This is a genomic window from Empedobacter sedimenti, from assembly GCF_030005555.1.
In the GTDB taxonomy this organism is placed as follows: domain Bacteria; phylum Bacteroidota; class Bacteroidia; order Flavobacteriales; family Weeksellaceae; genus Empedobacter; species Empedobacter sedimenti.
This window is the reverse complement of sequence record NZ_JASCQG010000008.1, coordinates 75,789-91,505: the sequence shown is the minus strand read 5'-3', so window position 1 is coordinate 91,505 and position 15,717 is coordinate 75,789. Positions and strand designations below refer to the sequence as shown.

At 33.3% G+C, this 15,717-nt stretch carries 13 protein-coding genes and 3 tRNA genes; 10 read left to right on the top strand and 6 right to left on the bottom strand.

Features of this window, described 5'->3' with window-relative positions:
- Positions 1-81: 81 nt before the first annotated feature.
- The gene (locus QHG34_RS09075; protein WP_038330990.1) at positions 82-498 is read right to left on the bottom strand and encodes a nucleoside-diphosphate kinase; all 417 of its coding nucleotides are present in this window, start codon (positions 496-498) and stop codon (positions 82-84) included.
- Positions 499-671: 173 nt separating this feature from the next.
- Here QHG34_RS09075 and QHG34_RS09070 point away from each other — a divergent pair, with 173 nt between their 5' ends.
- Entirely contained in the window at positions 672-1,208 is a 537-nt protein-coding gene (locus QHG34_RS09070; protein WP_282629855.1) for a hypothetical protein, read from the top strand.
- Between the two features lie 15 nt (positions 1,209-1,223).
- Here QHG34_RS09070 and QHG34_RS09065 read toward each other — a convergent pair whose 3' ends face one another.
- The 4 genes from QHG34_RS09065 to alaS form a co-directional block, all read right to left on the bottom strand.
- The gene (locus QHG34_RS09065) at positions 1,224-1,676 is read right to left on the bottom strand and encodes a DUF805 domain-containing protein (protein ID WP_282629854.1); all 453 of its coding nucleotides are present in this window, start codon (positions 1,674-1,676) and stop codon (positions 1,224-1,226) included.
- 60 nt (positions 1,677-1,736) lie between these two features.
- Positions 1,737-2,645 carry a DMT family transporter gene (locus tag QHG34_RS09060; protein WP_282629853.1) on the bottom strand — a complete coding sequence of 303 codons (909 nt, stop codon included), beginning with the start codon at positions 2,643-2,645 and terminating at the stop codon, positions 1,737-1,739.
- Positions 2,646-2,728: 83 nt separating this feature from the next.
- Positions 2,729-4,603 (bottom strand): beta-galactosidase, encoded by a 1,875-nt coding sequence (locus QHG34_RS09055; RefSeq protein ID WP_282629852.1) that lies wholly within the window; start codon positions 4,601-4,603, stop codon positions 2,729-2,731.
- Between the two features lie 80 nt (positions 4,604-4,683).
- On the bottom strand, positions 4,684-7,293 hold the full coding sequence (gene alaS, locus QHG34_RS09050) for an alanine--tRNA ligase (RefSeq protein WP_282629851.1): 2,610 nt from the start codon (positions 7,291-7,293) through the stop codon (positions 4,684-4,686).
- A gap of 99 nt (positions 7,294-7,392) precedes the next feature.
- Between alaS and QHG34_RS09045 the strand changes: the two genes are divergently transcribed.
- Genes QHG34_RS09045 through QHG34_RS09035 form a run of 3 tightly spaced genes read left to right on the top strand, consistent with a single transcriptional unit; the run spans position 7,393 to position 9,019 of the window.
- Positions 7,393-8,343 carry a M23 family metallopeptidase gene (locus tag QHG34_RS09045; RefSeq protein ID WP_282629850.1) on the top strand — a complete coding sequence of 317 codons (951 nt, stop codon included), beginning with the start codon at positions 7,393-7,395 and terminating at the stop codon, positions 8,341-8,343.
- 9 nt (positions 8,344-8,352) lie between these two features.
- Positions 8,353-8,721 carry a MerR family transcriptional regulator gene (locus QHG34_RS09040; protein WP_282629849.1) on the top strand — a complete coding sequence of 123 codons (369 nt, stop codon included), beginning with the start codon at positions 8,353-8,355 and terminating at the stop codon, positions 8,719-8,721.
- 28 nt (positions 8,722-8,749) lie between these two features.
- Positions 8,750-9,019 (top strand): hypothetical protein, encoded by a 270-nt coding sequence (locus QHG34_RS09035; RefSeq protein ID WP_282629848.1) that lies wholly within the window; start codon positions 8,750-8,752, stop codon positions 9,017-9,019.
- Positions 9,020-9,187: 168 nt separating this feature from the next.
- Here QHG34_RS09035 and QHG34_RS09030 read toward each other — a convergent pair whose 3' ends face one another.
- Entirely contained in the window at positions 9,188-9,712 is a 525-nt protein-coding gene (locus QHG34_RS09030; RefSeq protein WP_282629847.1) for an NADPH-dependent FMN reductase, read from the bottom strand.
- A 102-nt stretch (positions 9,713-9,814) separates the two neighbouring features.
- Here QHG34_RS09030 and dnaE point away from each other — a divergent pair, with 102 nt between their 5' ends.
- From dnaE to QHG34_RS09000, 6 genes are all read left to right on the top strand, one after another.
- Positions 9,815-14,215, top strand: a complete 4,401-nt coding sequence (gene dnaE / locus QHG34_RS09025; protein WP_282629846.1) for a DNA polymerase III subunit alpha — start codon at positions 9,815-9,817, stop codon at positions 14,213-14,215.
- A gap of 111 nt (positions 14,216-14,326) precedes the next feature.
- A complete protein-coding gene (trxA, locus tag QHG34_RS09020; RefSeq protein WP_038331009.1) occupies positions 14,327-14,644 on the top strand; it encodes a thioredoxin in 318 nt (105 codons plus the stop codon).
- 127 nt (positions 14,645-14,771) lie between these two features.
- Positions 14,772-14,845 (top strand) — tRNA-Asp (locus tag QHG34_RS09015).
- Between the two features lie 43 nt (positions 14,846-14,888).
- Positions 14,889-14,962, top strand: a tRNA-Asp gene (locus QHG34_RS09010).
- Positions 14,963-15,005: 43 nt separating this feature from the next.
- Positions 15,006-15,082 (top strand) — tRNA-Asp (locus tag QHG34_RS09005).
- Positions 15,083-15,245: 163 nt separating this feature from the next.
- Positions 15,246-15,653, top strand: coding sequence for an NUDIX hydrolase (locus QHG34_RS09000; protein WP_282629845.1), 408 nt, complete (start codon positions 15,246-15,248; stop codon positions 15,651-15,653).
- Positions 15,654-15,717: the final 64 nt, after the last annotated feature.

Sequence of the window (15,717 nt, the reverse complement as noted above, 5' to 3'; positions counted from 1 at the left end):
AGGTAAGTAAATTTTAAGCCAAAAAAAATCCTTCCGAATATTTTCAGAAGGATTTGTATAATGTTTTGTAATCTTATTTGACTAGAAAATTTCTTTCGCAGCAAAGTGGAAAGCAGCTTCAATAGCAGCATTTTCGTCAGAATCAGAACCGTGAACAGCGTTAGCATCGATAGATTCAGCGTATTTAGCACGGATTGTTCCTTCTGCAGCCTCAGCTGGATTAGTAGCACCGATTAAAGTACGGAAATCAGCAACTGCGTTGTCTTTTTCTAAAACTGCAGCAACGATTGGTCCAGAAGTCATGAATTCTACTAAATCCTTGAAGAAAGGACGCTCTGCGTGGATAGCGTAAAATGCCTCAGCATCTTGTTTCGCTAATTGAGTCATTTTAGCCGCTTTGATTTTGAAACCAGCGTCAGTAATGTCTTTTAAAATATCTCCGATGTGTCCTTTTGCAACTGCATCAGGCTTAATCATTGTAAATGTAATGTTTGCCATTTTATTGAATTGTATTTAATACTTACTCTTTGAGTCTGCGAAATTACAAAAATCATTTGAACGATTATTATATGGATTGAAAAAATTCTTATTTTAATAAAAATACCTTTTTTTATCTTTTTGAGTTAAATTGTTAATAAAGTTTATTTGTATTTTTAAGAAAAAAAATAAAGATGGAAGAGACTAAAGTTTCGGTTATAAAAACGAAATCAAGGTTAAAGAAAATTGGAGAGAGGTATTTTCTTCCTTTTGAAATTTGGAATTATTTGGATTTTGGAACAATGTTATTTTTTATCGTTATTGCTTTTATTATTGTTCCCTTAAATGAAAGACTAAATTATCTTTTTATTGGTTTAATTATTTTTTATCTGATTAAAATTGTAGTTGCAATTAAAGATCGATTTTTTGTAGAAATTAAAACATCAAAATCGTTAACTGAAAATGTAAATTTAATTAAAGAATTAGCAAAACGTCAACCAAATTTTACACAATCATTGGACGAAGAAGGTTTGTTTCTTTTTGAATATTCGGAACGAAATATTTTTTATAAATACAATTACCGAAAAAGAGATCATGTTGAAACTGTTGTGATTTATTGTGAAGATAATTCGATATGGGTCAGTTCTTATAATCTACGTTATTTTGGGATTTTTAGGAGATATAATTTGAAACAGTGGATTAAGTTAATTCAGTTAAAAAGCGAGAATTAATCTCGCTTTTCCTATTTAATATCTTTCGATTCCAGTTGTTCCAATTTCGTTTATTGAATCATTAATTTGCTTTGGATTTGGACCCCAATTGTTAGAGCCAGGCATGCCTTCTGTAGCAAGCCAAATAATAATTAGAATAGGGCCTATCAAAGGGATAAAATAAAGGAGTAACATCCAGCCACTTTTACCTGTGTCATGCAGGCGCCTTACAGTGACTGCTAAACTTGGGAGGAAAACTCCTAGTGAATATAAACCAAGAATTGTCATAAATATTCCAACACCAAGTCCTATTGTATTATCTGCTGCATCAGTATTAGCAAACAAACCAGCTGTAATAATAAATAAAACATAAAGTAATCCTTGTATTAATATATTACATAATGTATAGTACCAATACTCACTTCTGCGAGCTCTTCCTGTAAAGTTGGCGTAGTTTTCGAAAACTACTTTTTTGTACCAGTCGATCATAATTTAGGTTGTTAAATTTTGTTAAAAATATGTAAAATAAACTGATTTACAAATCTTACATCAATTATTTTTAATTTTTCGTTGAAACATTTCAGGTTTATAATTGGTGATAAAAACTCCACAGATAATCAAAATTGCAGCAATAATAAACTTGGAAGAAATTTGTTCATCAAGTACTAACCACCCCAAAATAATTGCGATAATTGTATTGAAATATGATAGGATAGAAACTTGTATTGGAGAAATTTTAGTTAACGCGTAATGAAACGAGAAAAAAGTAATGACCGATCCAAAAACAGCTAAATAAAGCATTGCAGAAATACTTTTAGCACTCCAATTACCGAAATTATAGTTTTCACTAAAGATGAAAGCAAAAATAATTTGAACAATTCCGGCAAACATAAATTGATAAAATAAATTCAAGGAAATATTTTTGGATTGAATATTCATTTTTTTAGTAAAAATTGTTCCAGATGCCCAACCCGTAATTGCACAAAAAAGTAGAATAATACCAGTTCTGTAAGTTGGATTTGCTAATTCTTGTAATCCGTCCCAAAAAATAAATAAAACGCCACAAAAACACATCAAAACACCAATTAATCCTCTGAAACTAAATTTTTGTAAACCAATAAGTATACTTCCTAAAAAAACTAAAATTGGAGATGTAGCACTTATTAATGCGGCTAAACTACTTGATAAACTTTCTTCTGCAACAGTAGTTAATCCATTTGCCATTATCAGCATTAATGAAGCGAAGATAAGTTGATAAGATAAGTTTTTCCAGCCAATCCATTTTAATTCTTTTTTTGAAAGTAAAATAATTAGCATAATTATACCTGCCAAAAATTGACGAATTCCTGCTACAAACCAACCAGGAATGGTTTCTACAGCCACGCGAATTCCGAGGAAAGTTGTTCCCCATACAATTGCTACAATGCAAACGGCGATCAGTAATTTGATGTCTTTCAAAATAAAATTTATTAAAATAGATGAATTTAATTGAGAAGTATAAAAATAAAAAAAGCGCCTTTAATACAAGGCGCTTATTATGATTATTTTTTTATTTGATCTAAAATTGGAGTTTTTACAGATGAAATTGATTTTTGAACAGTTTCATTTAATTGATCAAGGATAATGATTTCATTTTTTCCTTTTTTCAACCAAGCTCCAGGTAAATATAAGGTTTGTTGTGGTCCAACTTTCCAGTAACGACCAAGGTTTCGTCCGTTAATGAAAACAATTCCTTTTCCCCAATTTTGCATATCAAGAAAAGTATCTCCAACAGTGTTTAGCGTAAATTCACCTTTATAAATAGTCGGAACATTCTTTAGTTGATTGATGCTTGCAGAAGAAACTGCTTTAGATTTCATTGAGCTAGCAAAATTATCATTGAAAGGTAATTTGATCATCTCCCAATCACCAGAAATATCATTACCATTTATTTTTAAAGGAGAAATAATTCCTTTCGTGTTTTCATTGATTTGTGAACCATAGTTAATTCGACCCCAGTTTTCAACCAAAATTTCTAAAGTAGAATTGAAAGGAATATCAATTTGCATTGTATAATTTTTATAATAACGATTCAATTCACCAATTTTTTCTCCATCGATATAAACTGTTGCGTAATCACGTAATCCATTCAAATCTAAAGTTCCTGAAATAGGTTGATTGAAATGACGTCTATACAAAACATATCCATGACCTTGATTTAATTGCTCAAAAGTTTTTGGTTGATCGCCAGAAACTTTTTCTTGCGTTTCAGCATAATCAAATACATTATAAACAGAAGTTAATGTTATGTTTTTAATTTCGATTACATCAATTGGCTTTGGAACTTCTGGTAATTTTTCTTTTGAATATTTTGCCAAAACGTTTCTGATCGAATCAAATTTAGGTGTTACCCAACCAGCTTCTGTAATTGGAGCGTCATAATCGTAAGAAGTTAAATCAGGTTGTATATCATGGTTCTTATCGTAATTTGCGCCATTTGTATAACCAAAATTTGTTCCGCCATGAACCATATAAAAATTGAAAGAAACTTTATTCTGAATATATTTTTCTGTTTGACGAGCAATTTTTCCAGCGTTAATACGCGGAAATTTTTCTGCCCAATGTCCTAACCAACCCGGATAAAATTCTGCAACCATATACGGACCTACACCATTATTATATTGATTGACAACTTTCTTTAAATTTTCGATATCATTTTCTCCATTTGCAGTTGGTAATGCACCAATTACGCTTCCACCTTCGAATAACCAAGAACCATCAGAAGTAAACATAGGAACATTAAATCCTACATCTTTTAGTTGTTTGATAACTTTAGCATTATAAGAACGATGACTTTCTAGCGAAATATCTTTGCGTTGAGCCACAAATGATCCAAATTCATTTTCGCCTTGTATCATAATAACTGGACCTCCTTTTGTGATTTGTAAATCTTTGACTTGGTTGTATAATTCAGTTAAATACTTTTTATTTTCAGCTAAGAATAAATCATTATCCTCTCTGATTTTAAGTCCATTTATATTTTGTAACCACCAAGGATATCCACCAAATTCCCATTCGGCACAAACATAAGGACCTGGACGTAATATGACTAATAATCCTTCTTCATCAGCTTCTTTGATGAATTCTTTTAGATTGCGATTACCTGTCCAATCCCATTTTCCGGGAGCAATCTCATGATAATTCCAAAATACATAAGTTGTCACGGCATTCAATCCCATTGCTTTCATCATTTTGAAACGATGACGCCAATATTCATGTGGAATGCGAGGGTAGTGCATTTCTCCGGAATGAATTTGAATTGCTTTGCTGTTGTAGTAAAATTCTCCATTTTTAATTTCGAAAGATTTATGTTTTTGAGCAAACATCATTATCGAAAATGTAAATAAAAGAATCGAGAAGATTGTTTTTAATTTCATTTTGTGTTATTTGAGGAATAAAAATAAAAAAAGCGACTTGATTAACCAAGTCGCTTTTAAAGTATTATAATAGATATTTGTTATTTAACAAATTCTTCTGCTTGTTTAAGAGCAGCATCTAAACCAGAAACCTCTTTACCACCTGCTGTAGCTAAGAAGGCTTGTCCACCTCCGCCACCGTTGATGTGTTTCGCAATTTCTTTTACAATTTGTCCTGCGTTATATCCTTTTTCATCTACAAGGTTTTTAGCGATAGAAATTGTAAGCGATGGTTTTACGGCATCATTCGTACCAACAACGATAAACGCATTTTCGATTTCTTTTGTTAAATCTAATGCATTTTGTTTTGCTGCATTTGTATCTAAATTTGTTTTTACCGCTAAGAAATTAACACCATTAATTTCTTTAATCGCAGCTTTCCAAGTCGCTTTTTCAGCAGCAGCTTGTTGCGCAACAAACGATTCTAATTGCTTTTTCAATTCAGCATTTTCATCTAATAAATGTTGAACCGCTTTTACCGCATCATTTTTCGTTTTAAGTGCAACTAAAACATCATTGTAGTTTTTCTCAGCATCTTTGTATGCTTCGATCGCTTTGTTTGATGTAATTGCTTCGATACGACGAATACCAGCAGCAGTCGAAGATTCAGATAAAATTCTGAACAAACGAATATCCGCTGTGTTTTTTACGTGCGTACCACCACATAATTCGATTGAAGATCCGAAACGAATAACACGAACTTTATCACCATATTTTTCACCAAATAAAGCCATTGCACCATCAGCGATTGCTTCGTTGATATCACAATCTCTTTTTTCGATTAATGGTAAAGCTTCCGCAATTTTATCGTTTACTTTTTGCTCAACAATTGCCAATTCTTCATCTGTCATTTTAGAGAAATGAGAAAAGTCAAAACGTAAATAATCATCTCCAACATAAGAACCTTTTTGTTCTACGTGCGTTCCTAAAACTTCGCGTAATGCTTCGTGCATTAAGTGTGTTGCAGAATGATTTTTCGTTGTCTCGTTGCGTTTTTCTGTATCAACTTTCGCATTGAATGTAGCGTTTACATTTTCTGGTAAAGTTTCAACAAAATGAATGACTAAGTTGTTTTCTTTTTTCGTGTCAACAACTTCGATTGTTTCATTCAAAGTAGAAATTGATCCTGTATCACCAATTTGTCCTCCAGATTCTGCATAAAATGGTGTTTGGTTGAATACTAATTGGAAAAATTCTCCTTTTTTATTTTTTACTTTTCTGTAACGTGTAATTTTTACTTCAGCTTCTGTGTTATCATAAGCGATAGACGTTTCGTTTCCTTTGTCATCTAAAATAACCCAGTCGTCCGTTACCAAAGCAGTTGCTTTTTTCGAACGTTCTTTTTGTTTCGCCATTTCAGCTTCAAAACCAGCTTCATCAATTGTGAAACCGTGATCTTCTGCTACAATACGAGATAAATCTGCAGGGAAACCAAATGTGTCATATAATTCGAAAATCACATCACCAGGAACAACTTTAGAATCTCCTAATTGCTCGATGATTTGATTTAATCGGTTTAATCCTTGTTCAATTGTACGTAAGAAAGATGCTTCTTCTTCGCGAATAACGCCAGTTACAATTGTTTCTTGTTTCACTAATTCTGGGAAGAAATCACCCATTTCAGCTTTCAAGATTGGATATAATTTATAGATAAAAGGTTCTTTAAGACCTAAGAAACGATATCCGTAAGAAATTGCACGACGCAAAATACGACGAATTACATATCCTGCTCCTGTGTTTGATGGTAATTGTCCGTCTGCAATTGCAAAAGAAACTGCACGTAAATGGTCTACTACAACACGAATCGCGATATCTGTTTTTTCTGCTGCGCCATATTTTACACCAGAAATTTCTTCTAATTTTTGAATTGTTGGTTGAAAAACATCTGTATCATAATTAGATGATTTTCCTTGTAAAACCATTGCCAAACGCTCAAACCCCATACCTGTATCGATATGGCGAGCCGGTAAAGATTCTAAAGAACCATCCGCTTTACGTTGATATTGCATAAATACCAAGTTCCAAATTTCGATAACTTGTGGATGATCCATATTAACCAATGTTTTACCATCAACGGCTAAACGATCAGTTTCTGGACGAATATCTACGTGGATTTCAGAACATGGTCCACATGGTCCGATATCACCCATTTCCCAGAAATTATCTTTTTTATTTCCGTAAAGAATTCTGTCTTCCGCAATATGTTGTTTCCAAAGTTCTAATGCTTCTTCATCTAATGATGTTCCGTCACCTTTATCACCTTCAAAAACGGTTACATAAATTTGATCTTTAGAGATTCCGTATTTTTCTGTTAGTAATTCCCATGCCCAAGCGATTGCTTCTTTTTTGAAATAATCACCAAAAGACCAGTTTCCTAACATTTCGAACATCGTGTGGTGGTAAGTATCTTTTCCTACATCATCCAAATCATTATGTTTACCAGAAACACGAAGACATTTTTGTGTATCCGCGATACGATTACTTTTTGGAGTTCCGTTTCCTAAAAAATATTCTTTGAATTGTGCCATCCCCGAATTATTGAACATTAATGTCGGATCGTCTTTCAAAACAATCGGCGCAGAGTCTACTATTAAGTGGCCTTTTGTCTCAAAAAAATGCAGAAATTCTTTTCTTATATCTTTGGATTTCATTTAATTAAATTATTTTTATCATTTGATTAACAAGTTTACTCGTACAATATTCGTTACTTTGCAAACGTTTTACAAAGATAATAAAAGGTTGGTTAAGTAATGGAAAATAAAAACTATAAGTATAATTCTGTGAAATTTTTAATGAGTTGGGCGAAGAAAAGAGTCCAAAAAACTCCTAAAACAGCATTGTACGTATTACTATTTTTATGTCTATCGACAATATCTGCTGGAATGATTGGGTATCATTTTAATGATTCTGAATATGCATCGAGAGCAGGAAAATTTAAAGATGATAAAAGCAAATTATTAGCAGAATTGGAAAGAATGGAAAGCGAAAATGAAGCTTTGCATAAAAAATTCAAAGAAGTTGAAGTTGCTTTAGAAGAAATAAAAGAAAAAGATCAAAATGTTTATAGAACAATTTATGACATGCGTGTTAACGAAAATATAGATTCTGTAAACAGCGAAATTGATAATTATACAGCAGAAGATGTTGAAAAATTATTGGATAAAATAGAAGCTGAATCAAAATCATTGAACGAAGTGATTCGCTCGGCAGGTGTAAAAGATGCTAATTTATCATCAATGCCAGTTCTAAAACCTGTTGCGGATAAATATGTAAGTAGATTAGCTTCTGGTTATGGATCTCGTTTTCACCCAATTTTGAAAGTGAATAAAATGCACAAAGGTTTAGATTTTGCTGCGTCTACAGGAACACCAATTTATGCAACTGGAGATGGTTCTGTAAAAGTTTCTGAATTTAATTCGGGGTACGGAAATATGGTGGTCTTGAAACACGGAAATGGTTATGAAAGTTTGTATGCTCACATGTCTCGTGCGAAAGTTCGTAGCGGACAAAAAGTGAAAAGAGGTGATGTAATTGGTTATGTTGGGACGACTGGTTTGTCGACGGGAGCGCATTTGCATTACGAAATTCACAAAAACGGAGAACCTGTAGATCCGGTTATGTATTTCTACAATGATGTAGATCCAGACGATTTCATTAAAATTTATCAAAACTCTAAAAAATTGTCATTATCTTTGGATTAAACGCTGATAATGAACGTAGACCTGCCTGATAAACTATATTACTCGATTGGCGAAGTTGCCAAAGCCTTTGATGTAAACGCATCGTTGATTCGTTTTTGGGAAAAAGAATTTGAAATTATTCAACCCAAAAAAAATGCTAAAGGCAATAGATTGTTTACCAAAAATGATATTGATTGTTTCAAGAACATTTATTATTTGGTAAAAATAAAAGGATATACGTTAGATGGCGCCAAACAAGCAATTGGTAAAAAAGGTATTACAACAACAAAAGATGAAATAGATGTTGTGAAGCGATTAGAAAATATAAAAGACGAACTCATCAAACTTAAAATGAGTTTTGAGTCGGAAGAAATTTTAGAAAAAGATGAACTGAATTAAGTTCATCTTTTTTGTAAAAGATAATATTATGACACCTGAAATCAAGATATACGAATTGGGATTGATAAATTTTAAAAGCTTAAAAGATTTTATAACTGATAATTCCATTGAAGAAGATTTTATGATACTTCTAAATCTTCACGATTTTGAAAATTTATTACTAGAATATTTAAATATTTATGGATGTAGTTGGGAATTCCCATTTCCATATTTAGGAATTAATTTTTCTGAAGATATTTATAATAAAGTTAAAAGAAGAGAATTAGGAATTATTGAAATAGAGGATTTTGATAATTAATATTATTCGTCAGTTCGAGTGAAAATCTTTGATTTTTGTATCGAGAACTAAGATGAATTATATTTTGATGAGATGTTGAAACAAGTTCAACATGACAAAAACTCAAAGTCATTCTGAATTCATTTCAGAATTACATCCAAAAATTTCTAAATTAGTTTTTGTTTCATTTTAATTGATTAAAACTTGAAATGATTTTGTGAATTCTTCCAATTGTTGTAAAGTTCCTTCATCAATAATTTTACCTTCCGAATTTACTTTTCCTTTTACACCTTGAATGAGTAAAGTTGTTTCATTATTGAAGTTTGTCATCAACGTTTTCATTATCAATTGTAATTCTTCATGTCCCTTTTCTCCATTTGCAGATGCAGTGATAATTCCTAAAGGTTTTCCATCAAAAATAGTTGTAGAAACGCACCATTCTAATGCATTTTTCAATCCACTCGGAATACTAAAAATATATTCAGGCGTACAAATAATTATTCCATCAGCTTTTTCTATTTTAGTTCTAAAATCAAGTATTTCTTGCGGCGTATTTTCGATAGAACGTTCTGGATCAAAATGAGGAAGAGTTTTTAATTTATCAAAAATAGTAGATGTGAAATATTGAGATGTAGAAGAAATAAAATTATCTATTATTTTTTGATTAGATGAATTTTCGCTTTCGCTTCCATTAATGATGAAAATATTTTTCATTTTAGTTGATTTGATCATCTAAAATAGATAATTATTCTTAACTTATCTTAAGAAAATCTTCTGCTAAGATTTCGTAAATTTACAGATTCAAACGAAAACTCAATGTACTTAATATACGATACAGAGACAACTGGTCTTCCGAAAGATTGGAATGCGCCGATTTCTGACTCCGACAACTGGCCGCGTTGTATACAAATCGCTTGGCAATTGCACGATGAAATGGGACAAATTATTGAACATCAAGATTATTTGGTTCGTCCAGATGGTTTTGATATTCCTTACGATTCTGAGCGTATTCACGGAATTTCGACTGATTTGGCAACTGAAAAAGGTGTTCCATTAAAAGAAGTTTTAGATAAATTCAACGAAGTTTTAGGTAAAGCTAAATTCATTGTTGGACAAAATTTAGGTTTCGATATTAACATCATGGGAGCCGAATTTTATCGTCTGAATTATGAAAATAATTTAGCTGAAAAACCTGTTTTGGATACCTGTACCGAGGTGACTGCTGAGTTATTGAAACTTCCAGGTGGTCGTGGTGGTCGTTACAAATTACCAACTTTAACAGAGTTGCATCAATATCTTTTTGGTGTTCCATTTGGTGAAGCGCATAACGCAACTGCCGATGTGGAGGCGACTACGCGTTGTTTTTTCGAGTTGATTCGTAAAGGTATTTTTACAAAAAATGAGTTAGAAGTTGAAGACGAATATTTTGTTCGATTTAATACAATTAATGAAACAAATATTCAGCCAGTTGGACTAAATCACGTCAATCTTAAAAAGGCTTCGGAAGAAATTGCGAAAATTAAAGCTAAAGAAGATGGAGGTGATGAGGTCGTTGAAATTTCGAAAGAAGTTTTAGCGCAGTTTGAACAAGCAAAATTTGCACATTTACATAATCACACACAATTCTCAATTTTACAATCAACCATTTCTGTAAACGATTTGGTGAGCGCTGCAGCAAAGAATAAAATGCCTGCAGTTGCAATTACCGATCATGGAAATATGATGTGTGCGTTCCATTTTAATGCAGCAGTTCAGAATCACAACAAAGCAGCAAAAGAAAAGAATGCAGAATTAATTGAAGAAGGAAAAGAACCAACGGAAGTATTGATTAGGCCGATTATTGGTTCAGAATTTTTTGTGTGTGAGAATCATTTAGACAAATCTAAAAAAGATAACGGGTATCAAATTGTTGTTTTTGCAAAGAACAAAAATGGTTATCATCATTTAGCAAAAATGGCGTCGAAGGCATATACAGATGGTTTTTATTATGTGCCTCGAATTGATAAAGCGATTATTGAAGAATATAAAGAAGATTTGATTGTTTTGTCTGGAAATTTACAAGGTGAAGTTCCAAATAAAATTTTGAATCTTGGTGAAAAGCAAGCCGAAGAAGCCTTACTTTGGTGGAAAGAGCAATTTGGCGATGATTTTTACATCGAATTGATGCGTCACGGACAAGAAGATGAAGATCGTGTTAATCAGACTTTGCTTGCGTTTGCGCGTAAACACAATGTAAAAGTTGTTGCGACAAATAATACCTATTATATTAATCAAGACGATTCGAATGCGCACGATATTTTGTTGTGTGTGCGCGATGCAGAAAAGCAATCTACACCGATTGGTCGTGGTCGTGGATTCCGTTTTGGTTTGCCAAATCAAGAATATTATTTCAAGTCTGAAGCTGAGATGAAACAATTGTTTCAAGATGTTCCTGATGCGATTATTAATATTCAAGAAATCATTGATAAGATTGAAGAGTACACGCTTTATCGCGATGTATTACTTCCAAAATTTGATATTCCTGAAGAGTTTCACCATGCAGAGGATGACGAAGATGGAGGAAAACGTGGTGAAAATGCTTATCTAAAACATCTGACATACGAAGGTGCGAAAAAACGTTATCCCGAATTAACAGATGAGATTAAAGAACGTTTAGATTTTGAATTAGCAACGATTGAGAAAACGGGTTATCCGGGTTATTTCTTGATTGTACAAGATTTCATTGCGGCGGCACGTGAAATGGGCGTTTCTGTTGGTCCAGGACGTGGTTCTGCTGCGGGTTCTGCAGTTGCCTATTGTTTGTGGATTACCAATTTAGATCCTATTCAGTACGATTTACTTTTTGAGCGTTTCCTGAATCCTGACCGTGTATCTATGCCCGATATCGATATCGATTTTGATGATGAAGGTCGATCGTTGGTAATGGATTATGTGATTGATAAATATGGAGCGAATCAGGTAGCGCAAATCATTACGTATGGTACAATGGCGGCAAAATCTTCGATTAAAGATACTGCGCGTGTATTGGATTTACCATTGTTTGATGCCAATCGTGTTGCAGGTTTGATTCCAAATATGAAGTTATCTAAAATCTTCAATTTAGATGAAGCTGCATTAAAAGGAGCCTTAAAACCAGAAGAGTTTGATGCTGTAAGCGAATTAAAACGTTTATCGAATGGAGACGATTTAGCTGCAGAAACGATACAGCAAGCAAAAATCTTAGAAGGTTCTGTTCGTAACACGGGGATTCACGCGTGTGGGGTAATTATTACGCCAGATGATATTACGAATTTTGTGCCTGTAACAACGGCAAAAGATTCAGATTTATATGTAACACAATTTGATAACTCGGTTGCAGAAAGCGCCGGATTATTGAAGATGGACTTTTTGGGGTTGAAAACTTTAACCTTGATTAAAGATACCATCAAATTAGTAAAAGCGAGAACAGGAATCGAGATTAATCCGGATGAAATTCCGATTGATGACGAAAAAACATATGAGCTTTTCCAGCGCGGAGAAACGGTTGGAGTTTTCCAATACGAGTCTCCCGGAATGCAAAAATACATGAAGGATTTACGTCCGACAGTTTTTGCGGATTTAATTGCCATGAATGCCCTTTATCGTCCGGGTCCTATCGAATATATTCCGTCGTTCGTTCGCCGTAAAAATGGTGAAGAACCAATTCAGTACGATTTGGATGCGATGGAAGAATATTTATCAGAAACCTACGGAATTACGGTTTATCAGGAGCAAGTAATGTTGCTTTCGCAAAAATTAGCAGGTTTCTCGAAAGGTGATGCCGACGTTCTGCGTAAAGCAATGGGGAAAAAGCAAAAAGCTGTCTTGGATAAAATGAAACCAAAATTTGTTGCGCAAGCTTCAGAAAAAGGGCATGATCCTAAGATTTTAGAAAAAGTTTGGACAGATTGGGAAGCCTTTGCATCCTACGCCTTCAATAAATCGCACTCGACGTGTTATGCGTGGGTTGCGTACCAAACAGCTTATCTGAAAGCGCATTACCCTGCCGAATATATGGCGGCTGTTCTTTCAAATAATATGAATGATATCAAGCAAGTTACCTTCTTTATGGAAGAATGTAAACGCATGGGATTGGCGGTTCTTGGACCAGATATCAACGAGTCGATTACGAAGTTTAACGTGAACGAAAATTACGAGATTCGTTTCGGAATGGGTGCTGTAAAAGGAGTTGGACATGCTGCGGTAAATTCGATTATTTCTGAACGTGAAGAAAATGGTCCGTTCAAAGATATTTACGATTTCGTGAAACGTGTCGAATTAAGAACGGTAAACAAAAAAACAATCGAAAATTTAGTTTTGGCTGGAGGTTTTGATTCGTTTGAATTTCATCGTGGACGTTATTTCTTTATCGATAATACAACGACGAATTTGGAGAAATTAATCAAATATGGAGGAAATTATCAGGAGCAAAAAAACTCTTCTCAAACTTCTTTATTTGGTGATTTTGGAGGAGATTCTGTTGTAGAAGATGTGGTTCCGATGTTGCCAGATTGTGAGAAATGGAATATGTTACAATGTCTTTCAAGAGAGATAGAAGTTGTAGGAATTTATCTTTCAGCTCATCCTTTGGACGATTTCAAACATGAGTTGAAAATGGCATCAAATTGTAGTATTTCTGATATCAACACAAACGAAGATAATTTTGTCAACAAAGAAGTTTCGATTTGTGGAATGATGTCAAATATTCAACATAGAATTGCCAAGAATGGAAACGAGTTTGGTATTTTTACGTTTAGTGATTACACCGATTCGATGGATATTATGGTTTTCGGAAGCGATTACATGAAGTATAGACACTTTATGCAAGAAAATATGTTCTTGAATTTGAAATTGAGTATTACTAAAAAAGAATTCAAAGATAAAGAAGGGAATGTAACGCAAGGTCGTGTTTATAAGAATATTACGAATATTTTATTGTTGAATGAAATTGTGGAAAAACAAGCCGAAAAAATGACGGTGAAGATTGAAGTTCCAGAATTTTCGGAAGAAACATTTAGCAAATTATCAGATATTATGTTCAAATATCAAGGAGATAAACTATTAAAAATTCAATTAATAGATCCAAAAGATTATTTGAACAATTTGGATTTACCAGCCAGTAAAATCAAAATTAATATCAACCGCGATTTGTTGAAAGAATTAGACGAATTAGAGGAAATATCATTCAAATTGAATTAATTATTTGTTTCATCTATTAGAGAATTGAGAGATTATATCATTCCAAATTTTGATGAACTGAAAAATTGTGTAGATTTGTAAACTTAAGATTAGATAAAAAAATATAAGATTATGGCATTAGAAGTAACAGACGCATCATTTGCATCAGATATTATAGAGTCAGGAAAACCAGCAATGGTTGATTTTTGGGCTGTTTGGTGTGGTCCTTGTAGAATGGTTGGTCCAGTTGTGGAAGAGCTTGCTACAGAATATCAAGGAAAAGCAGTTATTGGTAAAGTTGATGTAGATACAAACCAAGAAGTTGCAGCAAAATATGGAATCCGCAATATTCCTACAATTTTATTCTTCAAAGACGGAGAAGTAGTAGACAAAGTTGTCGGAGTTGTTCCAAAAGAGCAATTAGTAGAAAAATTAAACGCGATTTTATAATAAATTAAATCGTTGATTTTGAAATAAAAGAATCTCGGATGCAAAATTTCCGAGATTTTTTTTGAAAAAAGTTTAGGTTTTATCAGAAAACCGCCTATATTTGCAATCCGAAATCGATACAGATTTTGATCCGGTAGTTCAGTTGGTTAGAATACTTGCCTGTCACGCAAGTGGTCGCGGGTTCGAGTCCCGTCCGGATCGCAAAAAGTTCGTTCTTTTACACAATATATTTTTTATAATTTCTGATCCGGTAGTTCAGTTGGTTAGAATACTTGCCTGTCACGCAAGTGGTCGCGGGTTCGAGTCCCGTCCGGATCGCAAAAAGTTCGTTCTTTTACACAATATATTTTTTATAATTTCTGATCCGGTAGTTCAGTTGGTTAGAATACTTGCCTGTCACGCAAGTGGTCGCGGGTTCGAGTCCCGTCCGGATCGCCAACTTTTATAAGCTTCACTTATTGTGAGGCTTTTTTTTGTTCCAAACTTTTTATTTTTGCATAACGCATAACGCATAACGCATAACGCATAACGCATAACGCATAACGCATAACGCATAACGCATAACGCATAACGCATAACGCATAACGCATAACGCATAACGATGAATCATATTTATTTGGTGAACGCTTTGGTTACAGATGAAGCAGGTAGAATGTTAGCTGTCCGAAAAAAGAAATCAAAATTTTTTCAGATGGTTGGTGGAAAACGAGAGCAAGATGAAGAATTGTTGACAACACTTCGACGCGAATTTTTAGAAGAGATTAATGTTGATATTTTACTACATAATGTTACATTTTTAGGAGAACACACTTCTGTAGCCGTTAACGAAGCGAATACCGAAGTTTATGCAAATGTATTTCATGTTAAATTAAAGTCATTAGAAACGCTTAAAATTGCTTCTGAGATAGAAGAAATGGCGTGGATAACGAAAGATACCTACAAAGAGTTTCAATTGGCGCATTTACTAGAGGAATTCAGTTTGCCAATTTGGTTAAAAATGGAATTATAATTTTTTTTTCAAAACTTTTGTAACGTTTTTGTTTTATGTGTACTTACTAGTAAACACTAAAATA

Bases quoted from the DNA above. Each gene is read 5' to 3' on its own strand.
- QHG34_RS09070 (WP_282629855.1), top strand. From the start codon at position 672: ATGGAAGAGACTAAAGTTTCGGTTATAAAAACGAAATCAAGGTTAAAG.
- QHG34_RS09075 (WP_038330990.1), bottom strand. From the start codon at position 498: ATGGCAAACATTACATTTACAATGATTAAGCCTGATGCAGTTGCAAAA.
- dnaE (WP_282629846.1), top strand. From the start codon at position 9,815: ATGTACTTAATATACGATACAGAGACAACTGGTCTTCCGAAAGATTGG.
- QHG34_RS09065 (WP_282629854.1), bottom strand. From the start codon at position 1,676: ATGATCGACTGGTACAAAAAAGTAGTTTTCGAAAACTACGCCAACTTT.
- QHG34_RS09045 (WP_282629850.1), top strand. From the start codon at position 7,393: ATGGAAAATAAAAACTATAAGTATAATTCTGTGAAATTTTTAATGAGT.
- QHG34_RS09030 (WP_282629847.1), bottom strand. From the start codon at position 9,712: ATGAAAAATATTTTCATCATTAATGGAAGCGAAAGCGAAAATTCATCT.
- QHG34_RS09000 (WP_282629845.1), top strand. From the start codon at position 15,246: ATGAATCATATTTATTTGGTGAACGCTTTGGTTACAGATGAAGCAGGT.
- QHG34_RS09035 (WP_282629848.1), top strand. From the start codon at position 8,750: ATGACACCTGAAATCAAGATATACGAATTGGGATTGATAAATTTTAAA.
- alaS (WP_282629851.1), bottom strand. From the start codon at position 7,293: ATGAAATCCAAAGATATAAGAAAAGAATTTCTGCATTTTTTTGAGACA.
- trxA (WP_038331009.1), top strand. From the start codon at position 14,327: ATGGCATTAGAAGTAACAGACGCATCATTTGCATCAGATATTATAGAG.
- QHG34_RS09040 (WP_282629849.1), top strand. From the start codon at position 8,353: ATGAACGTAGACCTGCCTGATAAACTATATTACTCGATTGGCGAAGTT.
- QHG34_RS09055 (WP_282629852.1), bottom strand. From the start codon at position 4,603: ATGAAATTAAAAACAATCTTCTCGATTCTTTTATTTACATTTTCGATA.